Annotated in this window: 12 protein-coding genes and 3 pseudogenes; 4 read left to right on the forward strand and 11 right to left on the reverse strand. The window is 42.3% G+C overall.

Translation table 11 applies throughout. The features are described from left to right. From V7L29_RS13470 to V7L29_RS13480, 3 genes and pseudogenes are all read right to left on the reverse strand, one after another. Positions 1–436, reverse strand: a pseudogene (locus V7L29_RS13470) (right-handed parallel beta-helix repeat-containing protein); the annotation flags it as partial. A 292-nt stretch (positions 437–728) separates the two neighbouring features. Continuing rightward, positions 729–1,436 (reverse strand): conjugal transfer protein TrbI, encoded by a 708-nt coding sequence (locus V7L29_RS13475; protein ID WP_334735795.1) that lies wholly within the window; start codon positions 1,434–1,436, stop codon positions 729–731. Positions 1,437–1,861: 425 nt separating this feature from the next. Then, on the reverse strand, positions 1,862–4,216 hold the full coding sequence (locus V7L29_RS13480) for an NACHT domain-containing NTPase (protein WP_334735796.1): 2,355 nt from the start codon (positions 4,214–4,216) through the stop codon (positions 1,862–1,864). 152 nt (positions 4,217–4,368) lie between these two features. On the opposite strand from V7L29_RS13480, the gene V7L29_RS13485 reads away from it, so the two are divergent. After that, positions 4,369–4,557: a hypothetical protein gene (locus V7L29_RS13485; protein ID WP_273762038.1), complete on the forward strand. Its 189-nt coding sequence runs from the start codon at positions 4,369–4,371 to the stop codon at positions 4,555–4,557. A 425-nt stretch (positions 4,558–4,982) separates the two neighbouring features. On the opposite strand, the gene V7L29_RS13490 is transcribed toward V7L29_RS13485, so the two are convergent. From V7L29_RS13490 to V7L29_RS13515, 6 genes and pseudogenes are all read right to left on the reverse strand, one after another. Continuing rightward, positions 4,983–5,723 carry a choice-of-anchor K domain-containing protein gene (locus tag V7L29_RS13490; RefSeq protein WP_334735797.1) on the reverse strand — a complete coding sequence of 247 codons (741 nt, stop codon included), beginning with the start codon at positions 5,721–5,723 and terminating at the stop codon, positions 4,983–4,985. A 476-nt stretch (positions 5,724–6,199) separates the two neighbouring features. Beyond that, positions 6,200–8,413 (reverse strand): tetratricopeptide repeat protein, encoded by a 2,214-nt coding sequence (locus tag V7L29_RS13495; RefSeq protein ID WP_334735798.1) that lies wholly within the window; start codon positions 8,411–8,413, stop codon positions 6,200–6,202. A 259-nt stretch (positions 8,414–8,672) separates the two neighbouring features. Continuing rightward, positions 8,673–8,852, reverse strand: coding sequence for a photosystem II assembly protein Psb34 (gene psb34 / locus V7L29_RS13500; RefSeq protein WP_334690840.1), 180 nt, complete (start codon positions 8,850–8,852; stop codon positions 8,673–8,675). A gap of 154 nt (positions 8,853–9,006) precedes the next feature. Beyond that, the gene (thiO, locus tag V7L29_RS13505) at positions 9,007–11,043 is read right to left on the reverse strand and encodes a glycine oxidase ThiO (RefSeq protein WP_334735799.1); all 2,037 of its coding nucleotides are present in this window, start codon (positions 11,041–11,043) and stop codon (positions 9,007–9,009) included. A 119-nt stretch (positions 11,044–11,162) separates the two neighbouring features. Continuing rightward, positions 11,163–11,561: a hypothetical protein gene (locus tag V7L29_RS13510; RefSeq protein WP_334690842.1), complete on the reverse strand. Its 399-nt coding sequence runs from the start codon at positions 11,559–11,561 to the stop codon at positions 11,163–11,165. Positions 11,562–11,577: 16 nt separating this feature from the next. Then, positions 11,578–11,917, reverse strand: a pseudogene (locus V7L29_RS13515) (2Fe-2S iron-sulfur cluster-binding protein). Positions 11,918–11,992: 75 nt separating this feature from the next. On the opposite strand from V7L29_RS13515, the gene cimA reads away from it, so the two are divergent. Beyond that, entirely contained in the window at positions 11,993–13,699 is a 1,707-nt protein-coding gene (cimA, locus tag V7L29_RS13520; RefSeq protein WP_334735800.1) for a citramalate synthase, read from the forward strand. A 300-nt stretch (positions 13,700–13,999) separates the two neighbouring features. Here the strand turns inward: cimA and V7L29_RS13525 are convergent. Continuing rightward, a pseudogene (locus tag V7L29_RS13525) lies at positions 14,000–15,049 on the reverse strand (IS4 family transposase); the annotation flags it as partial. Positions 15,050–15,347: 298 nt separating this feature from the next. On the opposite strand from V7L29_RS13525, the gene V7L29_RS13530 reads away from it, so the two are divergent. Beyond that, the gene (locus V7L29_RS13530; RefSeq protein ID WP_334735801.1) at positions 15,348–16,763 is read left to right on the forward strand and encodes a beta strand repeat-containing protein; all 1,416 of its coding nucleotides are present in this window, start codon (positions 15,348–15,350) and stop codon (positions 16,761–16,763) included. Between the two features lie 833 nt (positions 16,764–17,596). On the opposite strand, the gene V7L29_RS13535 is transcribed toward V7L29_RS13530, so the two are convergent. After that, positions 17,597–17,830, reverse strand: coding sequence for a hypothetical protein (locus tag V7L29_RS13535; protein ID WP_292824491.1), 234 nt, complete (start codon positions 17,828–17,830; stop codon positions 17,597–17,599). A 161-nt stretch (positions 17,831–17,991) separates the two neighbouring features. Between V7L29_RS13535 and V7L29_RS13540 the strand changes: the two genes are divergently transcribed. Continuing rightward, the gene (locus V7L29_RS13540; RefSeq protein WP_334735802.1) at positions 17,992–20,115 is read left to right on the forward strand and encodes an NAD(P)/FAD-dependent oxidoreductase; all 2,124 of its coding nucleotides are present in this window, start codon (positions 17,992–17,994) and stop codon (positions 20,113–20,115) included. The last annotated feature ends 26 nt before the right edge of the window (positions 20,116–20,141 follow it).

The following is a 20,141-nucleotide window of genomic DNA, read 5'->3' on the forward strand; positions in this document are numbered from 1 at the left end:
GGATACCGTTCCATGTATTATGCTGAATTTTTGGGAAATGCCCAGGATATGCTTTATACCTAATCCATGCATTTGCAGTTCCAGAACGTTTAATACTTATTACACTCCCAGCTTTGGCTAGATTTGTGTAGACTCCGTTCATAATTAATACTGTATCGCCAGGGTTGGTAAGGTCTGCTGCCTTTTGAATTGTCCTAAAGGCGGATGAAGTAGAGAGTCCGCTATTTTGGTCGTTTCCAGTACCACTAACATAGTATGTTTTCGGAGCCGCCTTAGTGCCGATTGGCTGGCGGCTGGATAGGATCATTTCCTTGTTAGTGAATACCTGACGGACGTTTTCAACTAAAGATACTTTTATCTTTTCTCCCTGAGCCAAAAGACTTAACGCTACGGGAATGGCAAGATATGCACTTAAACTGAAACCTTGAATTACCACAAGAAAAGGCTCCTTTATCGCCACTACTTAACAAAAATATCAGGATATTCCCTAATTTGGAATACTTTTTTGAATAGGGAATATAATAGAGCCGACTTTCCTAGCTCCACCGATAGCGCAATTAAATAAGTATTCCAATAAATATTGGTACTGATTCAGACGATATAGAGGTAGAAGAGTTGCTGTTAAATATAATTTTCTACTGTTAAAAATGAAGGCGATCGCCCACTAGAGTTAAAGTGGCGATCGCCTATCCGGGGTGATTAAAGTCACAACTTGAATTGAGTTAAATTTAGTAACGGGATTGTGGTACTAAATTCAAGTTAGAATTCAGTGTGAGCCTTAAATCTTGTGCAGGTCTGAGGACAAAAGCATTTCCTTGTTTTTTCCGCAACAGCACACTTGCACCCGCACCCGCAGCCGCACCGAGAACAGGTTTTAAATCGTCAATTCTGCGGTTCCCAGTAACTAGTGAACCTAAAACACCAGCACCCCCACCAATAGCTGCGTCAGTTAAAACCTGATTCGTGCTGGGCCCCCGTGAAACTCTTTCAGTTGTAGTATATGTTCGAGAACTTGCATTAATTGACTGACGCTGACCATTGGAAAATTCTAATTCTTGAGCTATAAACCGCACGCCTTTTCCTTGATTATCATCTGTATCTCTTGTATCTCTTGAATAATTATCTAAGTCAACAGGTTCTAGCCGTCCATGTACTTTAGTACCAGCCGGAATTAAGACATTTCTATTTCTGTCGAGAATGTTATTGGCTATTCTCAAGGTTAGAGATTTACTTTCCCCAGGAGAAATAGTAATTGTCTCTTTTTCGTAGGTAACAGGAAAAGTAACCCCAGAAGGAATGGTAACGTTTCCGTATTGCCCATTTCTATATTGTGCATTAGCAGGAGCAAAGCCCAATAGGGGGCTAATGACGCTTGTAGTAACTGCTATTGCCATAAGTGCAGCAGTTCCAGATTTACATTGATGTAGGCGAGTCATAAGAGGGTTGTCCTTTGTGTATGTGATGTATGTAATGACGGGGATTCACTGAGTTTGTTTCTGACTGTTTTTTAACCTGTCATAAGCGTATTCCGAAGAGAAAAGTACTTGTTATCATGGGAAGTGATCACTTAGGCGTAGCCCGTCGTAGACATCACTCCTCAGAATTTGTATTTTGCTAATGTGCGTTACTAAATCAGAGGTGAGACATTCATAGGACGCAAAACGAGTATCATCTTGTTCCCAAATCCTGTTTTATTACTTATGTTCACATATCTAAGCCATTGAATAGAGGCAAATGTGGCTAACTGCGAACTCTTATTTTTATTCTAGATTGATTTGCTAGGACTTGGGAAATATTTTCGTTTTCTTAACGAATGATTTACCTGTGGGACTGAAAAATTAACTATCTGTTACATGGGTATTTAAGATTGCTGCTGACGCTGTTTAATCTCTGCGATCGGTAATAGCAAGGTATCTTCTATTTGCTGCCGCACTTCCCGGCTGACATAACAATCGCTATGTAGACAAGATATCAGTAATTGATTGGCATAGTAATACTGCTCAAACAATTTCTTCTGCTGGACACTGAATTGCCATTCAGTAATAATATTATGGTATTGAATCATTACTGCTTCAAATTGCTTTTTCCAAGATAGATGGTTAGCTTGCCACCATTTTTGAAAAATTTTTGGATCATTTGCTATTGGCACTTGTTTCCTAAGTTCTAGCAGTGCTTGCTTTGTTTTAGGAGCAAGAGCAAGGGCAGCAATAGAACATTCATATTCAAAATACTCGTCATCTTCAAAATCATCTTCAAAATACTCATCATCTTCAAAATCATCGCCTTGCATATAATTCCCAATGGCTTCAATTAGTGATAACCCAATAAGATTGTCTTTATTGTTATTATATTGCTCTCTAAAATTTTCACGTATAAAGTTTTCACTAATTGGCAGTTCATTAAAAATAATTCTATAAAGAAAGGTAAGGCTCAGGACAAGATAACTAGAAGAAAGACTCATTATTTGTCCCCTAACCGCAAAGGCTAAATAAAAAGCGCGGATAATAACTTTTTTATATTGAACATCAACTGAAACTGATTTTTCACTGCTCCACATCAATAAGTTTTGCAAGTTATCATCTTTAGCTACGATTGCATCAATGTTCTCTTTGATCAACAGCAATAACCGATCTGCATTTGGCGACATTCCAACCGCAAGTAAAAAGACTTCCCGCCAGCGTTTCTCAGTGATATGGCTAACAAGATTTTGCAACGCTTCCTCTGATGATTGTCTTACAACCACAAATTCTCTAGCTGTGAAATACTCATGAAATGTGAGGTGAGAAAATGAGTAAATACCTTTTGCCCTTGCTACAACTAGTCCATGATGATGTTCAATTGAACGCAAAACTTGCTCACTGTCAACTTGCAATGCTTCTTCGTCAGTATTAGCACCGGGTAAATTGCGGATGTATTCTGTAATGTATTGTTCTGCTACTTTCTGCTTGAAGAAATAGTCACCGCGCTCAAAAGTAGTCAACGCCATTTTGCTGAGTAAATCTTCTTTGCGTTGAACTGAGAGCTTTTTGTAAATCTGATCGCGTTGAATTCCCCGCTTGGCATCCCATTTTTTCAATAACGCATCCAGTCCTTCTTTATATAACTCAGAACGATTAACAGGAAAATCCCCTGACTCTTCAAATGCTAAACAAAGCAACGTCAGTAGCAGAGGGCTTGCTGCTAGTTCTTTGATGCGGTTATTTTCTTTAAGACGTTTGATAAAAGTCTCTGGTTTTACAGCTTTATCCTTAAACCATTTATTGGTAAAGTTGGAAATTTGTTTATCGTCAAAATCAGCAACTTCCACCTCTGTAAACTTCTCAAAAGTATACTCCTTTGCTGCAATCCGGCAGGTCATGACAAACTGATTGTTTGGGAAATGAGCGGAAAACTCACGAATTTCTTTTAATACACGGTTACTATCCTCTTCTCTAACTTCATCCAACCCATCGAGTAAAACTAATACCTTGCCATAAGTTAGTACATCTCGGATAGAAGAGATAGGATTTATTGCCTCTTCAGTGATGTGTTGCAATAATCCAGGTTTGTTTGCAGCTTCCGCAAAGTTTTTGAGGGTGACAAAAATCGGTACACGTTCAGCCTGAAACTCACCTCCAATACACTGAATCGCTAAATACTTCAGAAACGTGGTTTTACCTGCTCCTGGTTTACCTAATATCATTAACTTGGGATATTTTTCTACAGCCTCCAGTCCTGGCACTCGTTTTGCAGTGATCCTCGCTAGTGTAAAGCGGTCAAAATCCTCATTTGTACATTCTTGTAATAATTCATCAATTCCTAATCGTTGCTGTCCAGTGATTTTCTCTAATATATTGACGCTGGTGTAAATATCATTCAATCCAATGGGCTGAGTCATATCTAGCACCCGCATTGTGCCGCAGCGTTGTTGAATGATGGGTTTTATCTTTTCACGTACCCCTTGCACGATCGCATCAATATCAATGCTGTTATCCTGATTTACCTCTGGTTCACTAGCTGGTTCAGCAATTATTTCTTCCCACTCTAGGTTTAGTCTGTCGCAAATCTGGACAAAGAGATTGCGGTCAACAGGTTTACCTGTAAAGAATTTTCCGATCGGCTGTCGAGTAATTCCTAAATCTTCAGCTAATGCCTTTTGAGTTAAGGAACAGCCGATCAAAGCTCTTTTTGCTTTTTGGATACCTTCTAGAGAACAGCAAAGCGATCGCCCTGACATAACCTAACCACTACACTTTTGCTGATTCTAACTGCCAATTTCGTAATTCATTCTCATCGCATACACAAGTCACTCATATCACAAGCCTGTATTTAAGCCTACAACAACCACCCGCCTGTAAAGCTAGGGATGTAGTGATTCAAACGATTTGAATGTTATCCAAGAAATTTCCTTCAAGAGATGAAGTGCTGGCTGTTGTAACGCTGATTATGGTGATTGGTTCTCTCACTCTTGCAGTTATCGACGAAAAGAGTCGCCCTCCATTTCTTGATTTAACAAAATTTGCTGTCGGTACATATATTGGATTGTTAATACCTCGGTCAAGGTCAAGCGATGTCTAGGACGGGCTACGCCTACGCAACTAGCCAAACTCGAATTATATCTTGGCGATTAGAAGTCGGACAACCATAAAAACGAAACCCGCCAGCGCGGGTTTTAATTTTCAAGAGATTTTACGAGTTATCTTGAAAGGGTTAGTCTGATAAATTTTTGATGCGATCGCAGCAATTCTTATGCTGGGTTAAAATTTATTCAATTGCCATCAATAAGTATGGTATATGAGGTTTATAGAGGTTCTCAATTGTGTGGAATATTAGAGCCAGTTATGTGAGCGGGTTAACAGACTTGAGTAAACTGGCGTACCGTTCGTAGGACTTCCCACAGGGTACGAAAAGTGCTATAAACCTCATATTGGAGCCGGAAAATTCCCTAGTGTAATTACATTCTCAAAGGCGAATAGCAGCAGCTGTTCTAACCGCCAAAGCTCTTAGTATTTCTTCTTCAAGAATTTTTTACGAGATATCAAGTATATCCCTATTAGGGATAGACCCGCTACTGACGCAGGTTCAGGTATAGTTTTGATTTTGGCATAAATAGCTGTTTTAGTTGTGGCTCCTTCAAGGGCCTTAATACTTATCTGGCTAACGTCTGGATTAAAGCCAGTTAGCTCAAGCGTGTATTTATTGCCTTCAAAGGTGAAACTACGATCACTCAAATTTGTGTCTATAAATACAAAGTCTGCATTATTATCAGAATCTGTTACTTCGTTATATGTATTTACAAGACGCAACTTGAAGTCAAAAACTTGGCTGATTCCAACGGACGGTCTCAAGGATAGATTGATATTTAAAGGTACAAATTCAACGCTTGTACCTTGAAGTACCGTTCCATTAAAGTAAGTTAAATCACCTATTTTGAATGGAGAGTTGATGTCAGTTGAAAAGGAATTTCCATTTAAAATAAGTTCATTTGAGCCTGTTATTGTACACCCACTAGGAGCATTTGAAGCTGGTGGACACACATTAGCATCACCCCAAAGAAATGTGTTGCTTCCCACACCCGTATATAGGGGAGTGGTATCTATACTTCCGGGAGTAGGTTCTCCCCATGTACCACTAGAGATACCAGAAAAAGTTAGAGCATGTGCTTGACCAGAGAAACCAAATCCTGTGGTCGCACCCACAAAAAAACTAGAAATAGCAGTCGCAAAAATTAAACTTAGTTTCATAACTTATGTTTCAATTCTCATTTTGGAGCTTTCTCTCAACTAAATCTCCAGTCTACGTTAGTAAATTTACGGAAAATACGCCAATAATTATTGTAATTTTTATAAAATATTTATATTTATTTAAAAATATTTTATTAAAAAATTTATATTTATTGAGCTTTTTTTATGGGTTATTCAAATATTTCATCACTTTATAATTAGTAAAACTGTTTGCATAGGCGTAGCCCGTCGTAGACATCGCTATCTTACTTGCTTCTCTGATCAAGTGTCAAGTTGATATCAATTTACTCTTTTTTGGCACTCGCAGCGCTATTGGGACGAATGTGATTCGTTGGTAGAATTCAAGAATAACCGCAAGGGATAAAACAAGGGCGTAATCCCAAGCGAACTTTGACAACTTGACAATCATGAGGGCGACTCAATTTATTTGATAAGTCGCTAATCAGGTTTATCTTCAAGGATTTTCGGCATATAGATTATAATTTTGACAAAATATCTGGCAATAACTGACTAGGAACTTTAGATAAAGCTAGATTTTGTCCTTGTATCCCTAATTCATTATGAAAAGCACGAATAGTTTTCACTACATAAGTGAAGGTTGTTTGATAAGCATCTGGTTGTTTACTTAATCCGTTTAAGGCTTGCAAATGGTTATCTAATGCTACTTCTAAGTGTTGATAACATGTTGCTTTGTCACCATTAAACGACTTATCTATTACAAGCTGATAATGTGCTAGACCCAGGTTATTGTGAGAGGCAAGCAAATCAAAACTTAAAGGAGTACCACTAAGTGAGTGAGCCAAGGCTATGGCCTCTTCATAAGCGCTGATGCATAGTTGCAGATACTTTTGCCCTGCCTCTTTAGTTGTCTGAGATAGGTTTGCTAGATGCCAGTAGGCAGTACCCAGATTATTTTGTGTAGCGGCGCAGGCGCCAGGAACATTAGCTGGAGTGCGATACTTGAGAGCTTCGCTGTAGACATCTATAGCTAGCTGGAGATTTTGGGCAGGTTGTTCGTATTGTGCCAGATTCCAACAGGCAGTACCTATGTTGTTTTGAATCATACCATACTTAAGCGGTTCCTCTTCCGGGTTGTAGTGTATAAGTGCTTCGTTGTAAGCTGCGATCGCTTTCTTTAAATGCACAATCGGTTGATTGTATTGCCCTAGATGCCAGTAAGCAGTACCCAAATTGTTCTGGCAAGCCGCATACTTTAATGAGTCCATGTCGGCTGTACGGTAGCTGAGTGCTTCATTGTAAGCTAATATTGCTTGCTGCCAATTTTCAGATGGGTGAGAAAAACGAGCTAAATCACCATAAGCTGTCCCCAAATTATTTTGCACACGAGCGTAAGTTTCCTGATCTGTCTGGGATGAGATCATCTTTAACGCCAACTGATAAAATTCTATTGCCTGCTCTATATAAGTTTGTCCCTCCTCAGAATTGGGTGGTGTGCGGTATAGCATCCAGTAAAGTGTACCCAAATCATTCAAGATGTTTGGGAGTTGTGGTGAGGCTTCATCATAGCTAATTGCCTCCTGATAGGCAATAATCGCCACCATCAGGTTTTCTAGGGTTGACTCTCCTTGCTCAATCCGAAGGCGGTATAAAATGCCCAAGCGATGATAAGCTTCTGCCAGTACCTCCCCTGGAACTTGCTTTTCGTGTAATTCTTCAATCTCCAACAAAATCTGCTGCGGTTGTAAGTAATCCTCTGTATCTTGAGCAATATTTGTGTTGATTGTTGCTATTACTAGCTCCGTTAACTCGCTGCTAATATAAGATAAAGACGACAGCGATTGATTATTATTCCCACTACCAGACCTATTAGTAGATTCCTGCTGTTGTGGCACAGTCTTCAAGAAATCCGCTGTTGACGGCGAAACTTCCTGGGTTTTGTGTACGCCATTCCCTTGTGTTTCTGCCGGAAAATCGAAATTATTCTTAAACTTTAACTCGGTGGCTGCGGTTCTGAGTCCTGTTTGGGTAACTGATTCATCTAGAATCGACTGCTCAATATTCTCTAAATCCAAGCTTCTGGAACTAGAAAAACGTTCTGGATAACCCGAATTCTGAGTCGCTGGTGTCGGTTCTCCAGCAAACACAAATACGCCAGTACGACAACGCCAAAACTGTGGTGCTGATTGCTTGATAGCAGATAACCAAGGACGCGGTATCCACAGCAGCAAGTTAGATTCTAGAAATCGGCTGGATTCTTGTTTAGAGAAATATTGTTCGCTTAAGCGAATATAGTGCAAAAATAATCGTTGTGTTGCGACTGGTTGCTTAGTTAGCTGCTCCACGCCTACAATCTGAAACGCTGGTACTGGAAAAGGTCTTCCTGGGGTATCTTTTGATGCCCCAACAATTGGCGGTGGATAATTTGCCAACCATTGATTTATCTGAACTATGGGATTGGGATCGTTTAAATTCAAACGCAACGTCACTAATCGCGGATAAGCTGGAGTGCTATTTTCTTGGGTATTTGATGGCTGATATAGCACCTGTCCAACAGGATAAGCCAATGTAGAATGCAAACGGCCCGCTACTTGATTTCTCAAGTGTAAATCATCACATACAGCTAAAAAAAGTTGTCGTCGTAAGCCAAGACTTAGGGCAAGTTTCAGGCGGTGGTATACTTGCCGATTCCAAGCAAAATTTTCGTTATGTGCAGTATCATTCACGCTCATGGCGGCTAAATAGCCAAAACACAGTACATATCACCTTTCTAGGCGCATCCAAGTGGGTTGAACTCATAATGAAAATGATTTTTAAGTGGATGTTATCCGGCTCAGGATAAATTGAGCCTTCAGGTCTAGAAGAATAAAACAGTATATAATTATACTTTAATCGCTAATTCAATTTTAACAAAAAATAAAAAAGCAGGCCCCTCTTAAAATCGGAACCTGAAAACTATAAAGATGAAATTTTAGTAAAAATATTTTATGCTCAACTGACCTGGGAAACAAAGAAGGCGACTGTAATCAAACCGCCAACTAAAGCTGTAGCGGCGATTCCTAGTAAGATATAAGTTCGCTTTTGCCCTTCTGTGGCAGGTTCTGCTTGATAAATCTTTGGTTCGCGGGCAAAATTATTCAGAAGACCGCCTTCTTCATTTGTATAGGGCATGAATTAATTCCTTTGTCTTTATTGTTCATTTAATGTTACATAAATGCTAAATCCGCTCTGAAACTGTTAGACAAATCGTTACATTGGGGATTGGGCATTGGGCATTGGTTATTCCCTTGTCTCCCTTGTCCGTCTATTCCCCATGCCCCATTCCCTAACTAGTAATCGTCCCAGTCAGAGGAGAACTAGGACTGGCGTAATCTTTGATGGGCATCCTGCCAGCAAGGTATGCTAGACGGCCGGCGACTGTTGCCAAATTCATGGCACGAGCCATTGCTGCTGGGTTTGGAGAAAGGGCGATCGCACTATTAATCAACAAAACATCTGCTCCCAATTCCATTGCCTGGGCAGCTTCTGAGGGTGAACCAATACCGGCATCTACCACCACTGGCACACCTGCATTTTCGATGATGATTTGGATATTGGCGGTTGTTTTCAGCCCTTGTCCCGATCCAATTGGCGATGCCAAAGGCATTACTGTAGCACAGCCTACATCTTCTAAGCGCTTGGCTAACATGGGGTCAGCATTGATATAAGGTAATACTGCAAAGCCTTCTTTGACTAGTTGTTCTGCTGCTTGCAGCGTCCCAATCGGGTCTGGAAGTAAATACTTCAGGTCAGGTATTACTTCTAACTTGACAAAGTTATTATCTTCCTGGCCTAACAATTTCGCCATTTCTCGTCCCAAACGCGCCACCCGAACCGCCTCTTCAGCAGTTTGACAACCTGCGGTATTGGGCAACATCCAAATTTTCGTCCAATCTAAGGCTTCAGCTAAACCTTCATGTCCGGGAGCTTTGGTTTGTACCCGTCGTACTGCTACGGTGACAATCTGGCAATCGCTGGCGGCAACACTTTGTTGCATTTCCTCAATGCTGCGATACTTACCAGTTCCCGTCATCAAGCGGGATTGGAAGGTTTTGCCAGCGATAATCAGTGGGGAGTCGGTAGAGACGCGATTAATCGTGTCTGTGGGGAGTGGGGTGATATGATGCCCGTTAGAGAAATTAGCAGAGTGAGTCAGCATTGGGGTGGAGGTAGATGGCTTGGACTGGAAGCGTGAATAGTGAAAATTAGCAAGTAGGGGGTCAGACTTTTGTTCCAAGATTAAATCGGCAATCAATGCCGCTGTTACGGGCGTAAGTAAAATCCCGTTGCGGTAATGACCAGTAGCAAGGGTTAAATTTTGACAGTGGCTGGTGCCAAGGATGGGTAATTCATCGGGGGTGGCTGGGCGAAATCCCCACCATAATTCTTGGATGGGATAATGCTTTAGTTGGGGATACAGCCGGATGGCAGCTTGTAGTAATGTTTGAATGCCTTGTGGGGTGTTGTTGGGGGTAAAGCCAACGTCTTCGCTTGTTGCCCCTATAATCAGCCGATCGCGCCTCGGTACGATGTAAATATCTTGCCCAAATAAAATCCGCTTCAAAGGCAATTCTAGCACAAATTCCGGTATCCGCACACTCAGCATTTGTCCTTTTCTGGGTAGCACAGGTAGTGGTAACAATTCATTTGACCAAGCACCTGAAGCTAAAACATAGTGCGCGGCGCGAATTACTCCAGCATTGGTTTGCACGCCAACCACTTGTCCCTGCTGCTGTAAAAATGCTTCTACTGTAATGCCATCTTTGAGTTCAACACCAACAGACTCAGCCGCGGTCCACAATACGTGAGCTAAAGCCTTATTATCAACTTGTGCATCTTCAGGATACCACCAGCCACCGACTACCTCTGCTCCCAATCCTGACTGATATTGATGAATTGCCTGTTTGTCTAACCAGTAAGCCGGGGACTCTTCGCTAGCAGACGGGCAAAGAGGCAAAGGGGCAAAGGTGAGAAGTTCCTCTTTTTTTCCTGCTCCCCTGCCTCCCTGCTCCCCTATTTCCCTACTTTCTTCAAAAACGGGTGCGAGGATACCGCAGGGCCTGTAGCCAGTATTTAAGCTGGTCAGTTCTTCTAGTTTGCGCGTCCAGTCGGGATATAAAGCACGCGATCGCCAACACAAGGAACGCATTGCCCCATTAGGGATGTTTTCTGCATCTGGTGCCAACATCCCAGCGGCGGCGTGGGTAGCGGCAGCCTGAAAGTCACGACAAAGCACGGTGACACGTGTCCCGCGCAGTTTCAGTTCAATGGCGATCGCTAAACCAATAACGCCGCCGCCAATAATTACAGTCTCACTAGTCATTAGTCATTTATCATTAGCCATTTATCATTAGCTATTTATCATTAGTACATAACTAATAACTCATAACTAATAACTCATAACTTATAACTTATAACTCGTAACTAAAGACGGATCTATCGTTACCACAAGGCTCGAATTGGTTCGTTGCTTTGATTTGTATCGCTGGATGGCGTGTCTGTTGCTGAATTATCTGTATTGCCGTTTGTTGTACTGTCAGCAGGTGATGTTGAATCATCGCTAGGATTCTGGGCAACGCTACTCCTGTTGTCAGGTTTTGGGGCTACAATACTGCGCCTAGTTTGGTTTGTTTGAGTTGTTTCATTTCCTTCAGTTGCAGTTTCATCATTCTTACTGCCAGCACTGCTATTAACATTGATATTAGCTGGCAGGACTTTTGCTGCTTTGCCACCGGGAGCGTTAGAGCTTTGTACGCCCATCGGAAAGTTGATGCCTAGTAATGTACCAAGCAGAATGGCTAAACCTCCAGCCATTAAAATTAAGGGTGTCCATCTACCCATCTTGTCTTACTCCTTTTTAACCTTTTGGTGTCCACACTATTCGAGAACCTTGTCCCCAAAATCCATCAAACTTTGTCACTTTCACATCGCCTAAAACCTGAGTTTGACAGTTTCTTACGCAAGTCTGTTGTAGGAGAATGGGGAGGAAGCGAACGCCGTGCTTGATCACGCCAATTCACTGCTGATACTTTGCCCTCTGCCTTAACCGTACAGGTACCGCAACTGCCGATGCTCCGACAGTTTATTACCTTAGCACCGTCATTGTAGAGGTGAATACTATTTTGCAGCAAAATTTTTCGGAGATTGCTTCCCTGCTTACAATCAATTGTTTTACCTTGAGCTAGTAGCTTAGGCATTTTTAAATTGCCAAACTGGCTTTTTGTTGTATATTGACACATTGCCTTGAAAGTTGTCTCGTCGGTCCCAGTTTTATGACCACAAATTCCTCACCTCAACTTTGGCTCTATGACACTACATTACGAGATGGCACTCAGCGCGAGGGGCTATCAGTATCGATAGAAGATAAATTACGCATTGCCAAGAGACTCGATCAATTGGGAATTCCCTTTATTGAAGGCGGTTGGCCTGGTGCCAATCCCAAGGATGTACAATTTTTCTGGGAACTTCAAGAAGATCCGCTCAAACAAGCTGAAATTGTTGCTTTTTGTTCGACTCGACGCCCCAACTCAACTGCTGCAACCGAACCGATGCTACAGGATATTTTGGCTGCGGGAACTCGCTGGGTAACGATTTTTGGCAAGTCTTGGGATTTACATGTCACAACAGGCCTGAAGACGACATTAGAAGAAAATTTGGCGATGATTCGCGACACAATTGAGTACCTCCGTTCTCAAGGGCGTCACATTATCTACGATGCCGAACATTGGTTTGATGGCTACAAGCACAATCGAGATTATGCTTTACAGACATTAGAGGCTGCGATCGCATCTGGTGCTGAATGGCTAGTCCTATGTGATACCAATGGCGGCACTTTACCCCACGAAATTAGCCAAATTGTTCAAGATGTAGTACAGGTGACTGGGGACTGGGGACTAGGAAGTAGGAAAGAATCTTCCCAGTCCCCAATCCCTAATCCCCATTACCCCTTATCCCCAGAGGGGGCCCCACCTTCCCCAATCCCTCAAATTGGAATTCATACTCATAACGATTCGGAAATGGCTGTTGCTAACGCAATAGCCGCCGTGATGGCAGGGGCAAAAATGGTACAGGGCACAATTAACGGTTACGGTGAACGTTGTGGTAATGCTAACCTCTGTTCGTTAATTCCCAATTTACAACTGAAGGCGGGTTACAGTTGTATCACAGAAGACCAGCTAACACAACTTACAGAAGCTAGTCGTTTTGTGAGTGAGGTGGTCAACCTCGCGCCAGATGAACATGCTCCCTTTGTGGGACGTTCGGCTTTTGCCCACAAGGGCGGTATTCATGTATCAGCGGTGGAACGTAATCCCCTCACTTACGAACACATTCAACCGGAACAAGTCGGGAATCGTCGCCGCATTGTGATTTCGGAACAATCTGGACTGAGCAATGTTTTAGCCAAAGCCCGCAGTTTTGGGATTGAACTCGATCAGTTAAAAACAGAAGCCAAGCAAATTCTCCAGCGCCTCAAAGATTTGGAGAGTGAAGGATTTCAATTTGAGGCAGCAGAGGCCAGTTTTGCACTGTTGATGCACGAAGCTTTGGGAGGTCGCCAGAAGTTTTTTGAAGTCAAAGGTTTTCAAGTCCACTGTGACTTGATTGAGGGGAAAGAAACTAGCAATGCCCTAGCTACAGTCAAAGTCGCTGTTGACGGGAAAAATATTTTGGAGGCGGCCGAAGGTAACGGGCCCGTGGCAGCTTTGGATGCAGCTTTACGCAAGGCTTTGGTGAACTTTTATCCCCAAATAGCAACCTTTGATTTGACAGATTACAAAGTGCGGATTCTCAATGGACATACGGGCACTGCGGCGAAAACCCGTGTGTTGGTAGAATCAGGCAATGGTCGTCAACGCTGGACAACGGTAGGAGTTTCCACCAATATTTTGGAGGCTTCCTATCAAGCGGTGGTGGAGGGCTTGGAATACGGTTTGTTGCTGCACTCCCAAGCAGAAGCGGCGGTGAAAGCTTCTAGTTGACAAAAACCGCTATGTAGTGTTATTGCATTTTACGCTTTTCGATCAGAAGGGGAGGCCAAGTAATTTTGGATTTTGGACTTCGGCTTACCTCGACTTACTTCGACTTCTATAAGTATAATTTGCTACTTTTACTTGTACTGAGCGAAGTCGAAGTAAGGGCGGCGTCGAAGGGAGCCAAAGTGGGCTTGTACCCTTCGGCCACGCTCAGGGTAAACCTTTTTCTTTCTGGTCAATCAGTACTGACTCATTGGTCACAAGTTAAGGTTGTGAGGCAGTTGTCAAGGGGATTTGAGAAGGTGCTTAAAAGAAAAATTCTCTTTTGCCTCGTTGTTGATCAGGGAAAGGTGCGACAATAAGCTTAATCAAAGGTTTTCGTTGTCGTTTAACAATACCTAAATCTTGATTATCTAGCGCAGCAAAATATTTGATAGGGTCACAAGCAAGACCTTTTTGATGAGCAACATAAAAATGATATAGACCGCAATAAATCATCTGTAAAGAAATTTGGTCAAAGGGTAAAGAAAGCTCGTCAGCCACAGCATCACCAAAATCAACCAATACAGCATAAAATAACCAAGTACCCCAAATCTGTAACTGAATACCGTTGATTGAACCAGTCCATAAATAACTTAATCCCAACAGACGTTTTACAGTGTTAAAAGCATCTTCAATCCGCCATCGTCTTCGATATAAATCAGCCACTACATAAGGGGGTAAAACAGTAGGGTCAAGTATGCTAGTTAAGTAAGAATGCCAAGTTTTTCCTGAACGGATTTCAACCAGACGTAAAGTAATTACGGGAGTCGTCTTCGTGCCAGACCCCAGACGAATCAAACGGTCTTTGAGAGAATAACTATCTGTGAAAACTTGCTCAACCTTAATGGATGCCCCTTTTTTCAAACGAGTAATAAAATGAACTTCTTGTTCAATTAAGGAGAGCCAAAAGCTAAAATGATAAAATCCTCTATCCAGTAAAAGTAAGGTCTTTGCTGTGATCAAGTGTAAGATATTTTCTTCAAGTTTAGTATCAGAAACTCTCGGATTTTCTTGAAACCAAATTTCTATTGGTAGTCTAGTTATTAAATCTATCACTGTTCCCATTTTACCCGCTAATTGTCCTTTGGGAACTGATTCTAGGCTTTTGAGCTTACAAAATAATGCTTCTAATGTTGAACAGTCTACTATCCAAATTCTTGGAAATCTGGTAACGACAAACTGAATACTTTCTGGTAGAGGTCGTTTATTTCTGCGATACCAAGCAGTTTTTAAATTCGGTGATAAATTTTTAAATACTTTCTCGAATAATTCAGATGGAAAACTCAAAAATCGTTGAGATATTACTTGTTGGTTTGATTTTTGAAAAAATACCATACACCTTCAGGTAAAAGGCAACAGGTAATTAATCTTTCCCTATTGTCTATTGCTGAAGAAGTAATAAGCTGAGATGATATAAGTTCAAAAATTAAACAGGAGTCCTATAGATAGCTTGTCAAATCTGCAACTTTCTAGTTCTGACTCTATAAACTTCTGAGCTAAGAAAGTCAGAATTCACAGAGAACTCTGAATTTTGACTGAGAGAATTATTCTTGAAAGAGCAAGACTTTCAGAGGTTAAAACTTGATCACATTCAATTCAGGAAAATTATATTATGTCCAGACTAATTGTTTCTTTACCCGGAATCATAGGCACTTCTGGTTCCGATCTCGTGGTGGGCAAAGAGGATAATGCATTCCCAGCAATTGGAATTGAAGTTCTAAAAAAGGGAGTCATTGATACTCAAGCAGGTAACGACACTATCAAGGGTAGTGGCACCGGCGGCGACGGCAGCTTTGATGATGCCGGCACAGGCACAGGCATTGCTAACAGTGGCATCATCAATGCAGGGATAGGAGACGATACTATCTCTGGCACAGGCACTGGTGGCTTCGAGTATAGAACCTATGTACCTGGTATAGGTATCTCTAACACTCAGGGTGGCTACATTAATGGAGGAGACGGAAAAGATTTTATCTTCGGAACCGGAGCGGGAGGCGACGGTAATGGAGGAGACGGAAAAGATTTTATCTTCGGAACCGGAACGGGAGGCGACGGTTATGGAATAGGTGTTGCTACAGGCATCAATAATACTCAGAATAGCCGCATTGATGGAGGAAAAGGGGACGACTTGATTTCTGGAAATGGAATTGGAGAATATCAAGGGAGTGCTATAGGAATCTCTAACACTGAGGGCAGCAATATTAATGGAGGAGAAGGGAACGATTCCATCTCCGGCACTGCTGGATCTGGTGCTAGCGTTGTTGGAGCAAATGCTACAGGCATCTTCAACAGTGGTGGCAGCAACATTAATGGAGGAGAAGGAAACAATTCTATTACTGGTATCGGCAAGGGGGGTGATGGGGAAGCAGCTGGTGGTGGTGGTAGTGATACCCTTGCGGGGAATGGTATAGGCATCTCCAACAGCAAGGGTAGCGTAATTAGTACAGGGCAGGGAAACGACTTCCTTTCTGGCACGGGCACAGGCGGTGCAGGGAACGAGATCCCTTTTGAGGCTGATAAAGTTGCACCTGGTGTAGGTATAGGTATTGTTAACAATGGCATCATCAATTTAGGCGATGGCAAGGATACCATCATCGGTAAGGGCATTAGTCAAGGTATAGGTATTGTTAATACTAATGGCATTATTTATGAAGGAGCAGGATCTGATATCCTTACTGGCTATGGCACCAGCGTTGGCATTCAAGGCGGCACAATTGATGGCGGAAACGGTAACGATTACTTCAAAGCCCGTCGAATTGATACTAAGGGTAATCCCGTTTCAAACCAAGGGGGCGCTATTGCCAATGTCTTGATTAAGGGTGGATATGGAGACGACACATTTGATGTTGGTTACGGTAATGCCACGCTCGATGGTGGCGCCGGATCGGACAAGCTAATTCTGCCTGATTTCAAAAGTGATTACATTATTACAGGCACCTCCAACAATTACACTATTAAGCGTGATCAGTTCACCCTGAATGTCTTGAATGCTGAGGAAATTGTCTTTCTTGGCGTTCCTCCACGGTAGGGTATTAACTTTGGGTAACCAAATAATTATTAATTCATAATTCATAATTCATAATTCATGAATTTTGGAATGGGTACAGAGCCAATACTGAATTTTTAAATCAGTGGTCTTAAATGAGTGGAGAGTTCAGAGCTAACACTCATTTTAAAGAAGTCGGAAGTACAGTTTTGTAACAAAGATTTAGACCCCGCCAACATATTTGCCGATTATAGAACCGGGGGACTTAAACCCGCCAAATTTGTTAACTATGAATTATGAATTATCAATTATGAATTATCTTGACAGGTTAAGCTCATTAACCATTTGTCAATAAGTAATAGTGCTTAAAATTTTGTCAAAATGGAGGTTGCAAACACAGTTTTTAAGCCAACGATGCCATACCACTACCCTGCGGGAAGCGCAAGGCGCAACGTGGAAGCAAGCTACGTGTAGCGTCTCATAGAGAAGGCTGGCTACACCTACGCATCATGTTTAAAAGCATCGTTCATACTTGCTCTCAAAAGCAGTAAGAAAGTTAATTTAATACCCCATTTATCAGTAGATTTTAAGTAGAGTTACCTTAGCAGACTACTACTGCCAAGGGAAAAGTCATAGTTACTCTTCAAGCTCCTGCCAAATTTCATGTAAAATTCATTAGCAACGTAAAACGCTGATATGGTTAATTTAGTGGCTTCTATGCCATAAATGCAAAAATAGCAACCCAATTGCCAATTCCAGATATGTTACTCCTACACCTAAAATGCGTAGGCGTAGCCCGCCGCAGGCATCGCCAATATTTAGGTGCAGACCTAGAAATCTAATGCTGCGACAAAAACTTCATCCTATGCAAGGTCTTAGGAGAACTTTTCCCAGGATTGGGCAACTAATTGGCTCAACCAGCGACGTTGTTGCTGATCCAGCAGTGGATCATCTGCTAGCAACTGAGCGGTTAATTCTTCCAAAGATTGACCCTGAGCGCGGACAATTTTAATAACTCCAGCGATCGCACTGGCAACTAGTTCTTCATCAATCGGTTTTTGTCGCAAAGCAACAATTTCCTGGGGACTATCTGGAATAGGATAATTCATGGCGTGGGTTTACAAAAATACAAAATGACCAATAACTTTGATAAACTCTTATAAATTTCTTCACTGAATCTTTACGAAACTAATAGGGCGGAGTTTACCTTACTTTGTGCCTTCATAAAATCTGTCTTAGTGAGTAGATTGATCGGAGATGTCAGGAAAAGATGAGAGAAATCCTTTATTTAGAAGTTCCAACTCCGGATATAGCAGCTGTGCGTAGCTGGTTACAAACAGATTTTGAACCCGGAAATGGAGAAAAAGTGCTTACCTCGGAAGGCTTTCGCCTCAAAATCCCTACTGCAACTACAACTGCTACTGGGGCTATTTCCGAAAACTTGCCTGCGGAACTTTCGGTATTTGTCTGGTCAGTGCAACGAACTACCTATCTGAAAGTATTTCGTTGGGCAGAACAGCCCTTTCCCAGTGAGGGACAAATCCTGCAACGTCTAACCAAAGAAATCAGAAGCCGTTTTGGGCATCATTACCCAGAACCGCCAGCGATTGATTTATCCCAGCAATCGATTTTTGCAGCGCTAGGCTCTGTTTACCCCCTCACCGTCAAGTATTTTCAGAAAATGCCCAACGGTGAATATGACCTAACGCGTGCCTATTGGTGGGAACAACGATGGCGCGAAGGGGTACGGAATCCTCAACAACCGCGTCAAGTCGTGTTTTCCAGTCAAGGGGACTGGGGAAAAGGTAATCCCAATACCCAATCCCTAATCCCTAATCCCCAGTACGACATCATCTACATCGGTGGCGCACTAGGCGCGATTCATGCAGCATTGATGGCAAAACTCGGATATAAAGTCTTGTTGGTGGAACGAATGCCCTTTGGGCGGATGAACCGAGAATGGAATATTTCCCGCGATGAGATTCAAAGCTTGGTTAACCTGGGTTTAGTCACCCCCGCTGAGTTAGAAACTATCATTGCCAGGGAATACAAAGACGGATTCAATAAGTTTTTTGATGCTAATAATCCATACTCACTGCGATCGCCCGTCCTCCACACACCTACAGTCCTAAATTTAGGCTTAGATTCCGAAAAATGGCTCCAAATGTGTGGGCAAAAACTGCAAGCGGCAGGCGGTGAAATCTGGGATGAAACAGAGTTTATCCGTGCAGATATTGATATATCACAAGTTCTTTTAGAAGTCAAGCATTTACCCAGTCAGGTTGAAAAGCAAGTAAGTGGACGACTGCTAATAGATGCAATGGGAACTGCGTCCCCCATCGCTTGGCAATTAAATGGTGGTCGGGCTTTTGATAGTGTCTGTCCGACAGTGGGAGCGGCAATTGAGAGCGGATTTGAGCCAGGGGTTTGGGATTCCCAGTATGGGGATGTTCTTTACAGTCATGGGGATATCTCGCGGGGAAGGCAGCTGATTTGGGAACTGTTTCCTGGAGCAGCTGATGAACTGACAATTTATTTATTTCATTACCACGAAGTCAATCTTGAAAATCCCGGTTCTTTGTTGGAGATGTACGAGGACTTTTTCACGATTTTGCCAGAGTATCGCAGGTGCGATATGGACAAATTGGTGTGGAAGAAGCCGACATTTGGGTATATACCGGGGCATTTTAGTATGGGAAGTCACGATCGCACTGTTGCTTTTGATCGATTGATTGCGATCGGTGATGCCGCATCACTCCAGTCTCCCCTCGTCTTTACCGGTTTTGGTTCGCTAGTTCGCAACTTAGAGCGCTTAACAACACTATTGGATACTGCTCTCAAGCATGACTTGTTGAGTTTGGGACACTTGAACCAAATTCGCGCTTACCAAAGCAACGTTTCAGTGACTTGGCTATTTTCCAAAGGCATGATGGTGCCCACAGGGAAATTTTTACCACCCCAACGGATTAACTCCATGCTCAATACCTTTTTTGGGTTGTTAGCAGATGAACCTCTAGAGGTGGCAGATAATTTCATTAAAGATAGGTGTGATTGGTTTACCTTTAACCGCCTAGCACTCAAAGCAGCTAGAAAAAATCCTGCCTTGCTTTTATGGATTTGGGAACTTGCTGGGCCAAGGGATTTGCTTAGATGGCTTGGTAGTTATTTTAACTTCGGCCGTCATGCCTTGGTTGGTGCTTTGCTGAGTCCGTGGTTTTCACGCTTCTTGAACCGGGTAGGTTTTTGGCTAGAACCGCGGAATCCGGGATTGTGGCTGTGGCTGTTAGCGATTAATTATGCGATCGCCACAGGCAAACCGCGATCGCGCGCTCAAGTAGCAAAAATTAGCCCAGAAGCCATAATTTCAAAGTCTGAAGCAAGAATTCTAAATTAGTCATTAGGCATTGGGCATTAATTACT

Source organism: Nostoc sp., assembly GCF_036916575.1.
Classification (GTDB): domain Bacteria; phylum Cyanobacteriota; class Cyanobacteriia; order Cyanobacteriales; family Nostocaceae; genus Nostoc.

What these genes read in the sequence shown, in the direction of transcription:
- V7L29_RS13485 (WP_273762038.1), top strand. Translation starts at nt 4,369, where the DNA reads ATGTTATCCAAGAAATTTCCTTCAAGAGATGAAGTGCTGGCTGTTGTA.
- V7L29_RS13540 (WP_334735802.1), top strand. Translation starts at nt 17,992, where the DNA reads ATGAGAGAAATCCTTTATTTAGAAGTTCCAACTCCGGATATAGCAGCT.
- V7L29_RS13480 (WP_334735796.1), bottom strand. Translation starts at nt 4,216, where the DNA reads ATGTCAGGGCGATCGCTTTGCTGTTCTCTAGAAGGTATCCAAAAAGCA.
- V7L29_RS13530 (WP_334735801.1), top strand. Translation starts at nt 15,348, where the DNA reads ATGTCCAGACTAATTGTTTCTTTACCCGGAATCATAGGCACTTCTGGT.
- V7L29_RS13475 (WP_334735795.1), bottom strand. Translation starts at nt 1,436, where the DNA reads ATGACTCGCCTACATCAATGTAAATCTGGAACTGCTGCACTTATGGCA.
- psb34 (WP_334690840.1), bottom strand. Translation starts at nt 8,852, where the DNA reads ATGCCCTATACAAATGAAGAAGGCGGTCTTCTGAATAATTTTGCCCGC.
- V7L29_RS13510 (WP_334690842.1), bottom strand. Translation starts at nt 11,561, where the DNA reads ATGGGTAGATGGACACCCTTAATTTTAATGGCTGGAGGTTTAGCCATT.
- V7L29_RS13535 (WP_292824491.1), bottom strand. Translation starts at nt 17,830, where the DNA reads ATGAATTATCCTATTCCAGATAGTCCCCAGGAAATTGTTGCTTTGCGA.
- thiO (WP_334735799.1), bottom strand. Translation starts at nt 11,043, where the DNA reads ATGACTAGTGAGACTGTAATTATTGGCGGCGGCGTTATTGGTTTAGCG.
- cimA (WP_334735800.1), top strand. Translation starts at nt 11,993, where the DNA reads ATGACCACAAATTCCTCACCTCAACTTTGGCTCTATGACACTACATTA.
- V7L29_RS13495 (WP_334735798.1), bottom strand. Translation starts at nt 8,413, where the DNA reads ATGAGCGTGAATGATACTGCACATAACGAAAATTTTGCTTGGAATCGG.
- V7L29_RS13490 (WP_334735797.1), bottom strand. Translation starts at nt 5,723, where the DNA reads ATGAAACTAAGTTTAATTTTTGCGACTGCTATTTCTAGTTTTTTTGTG.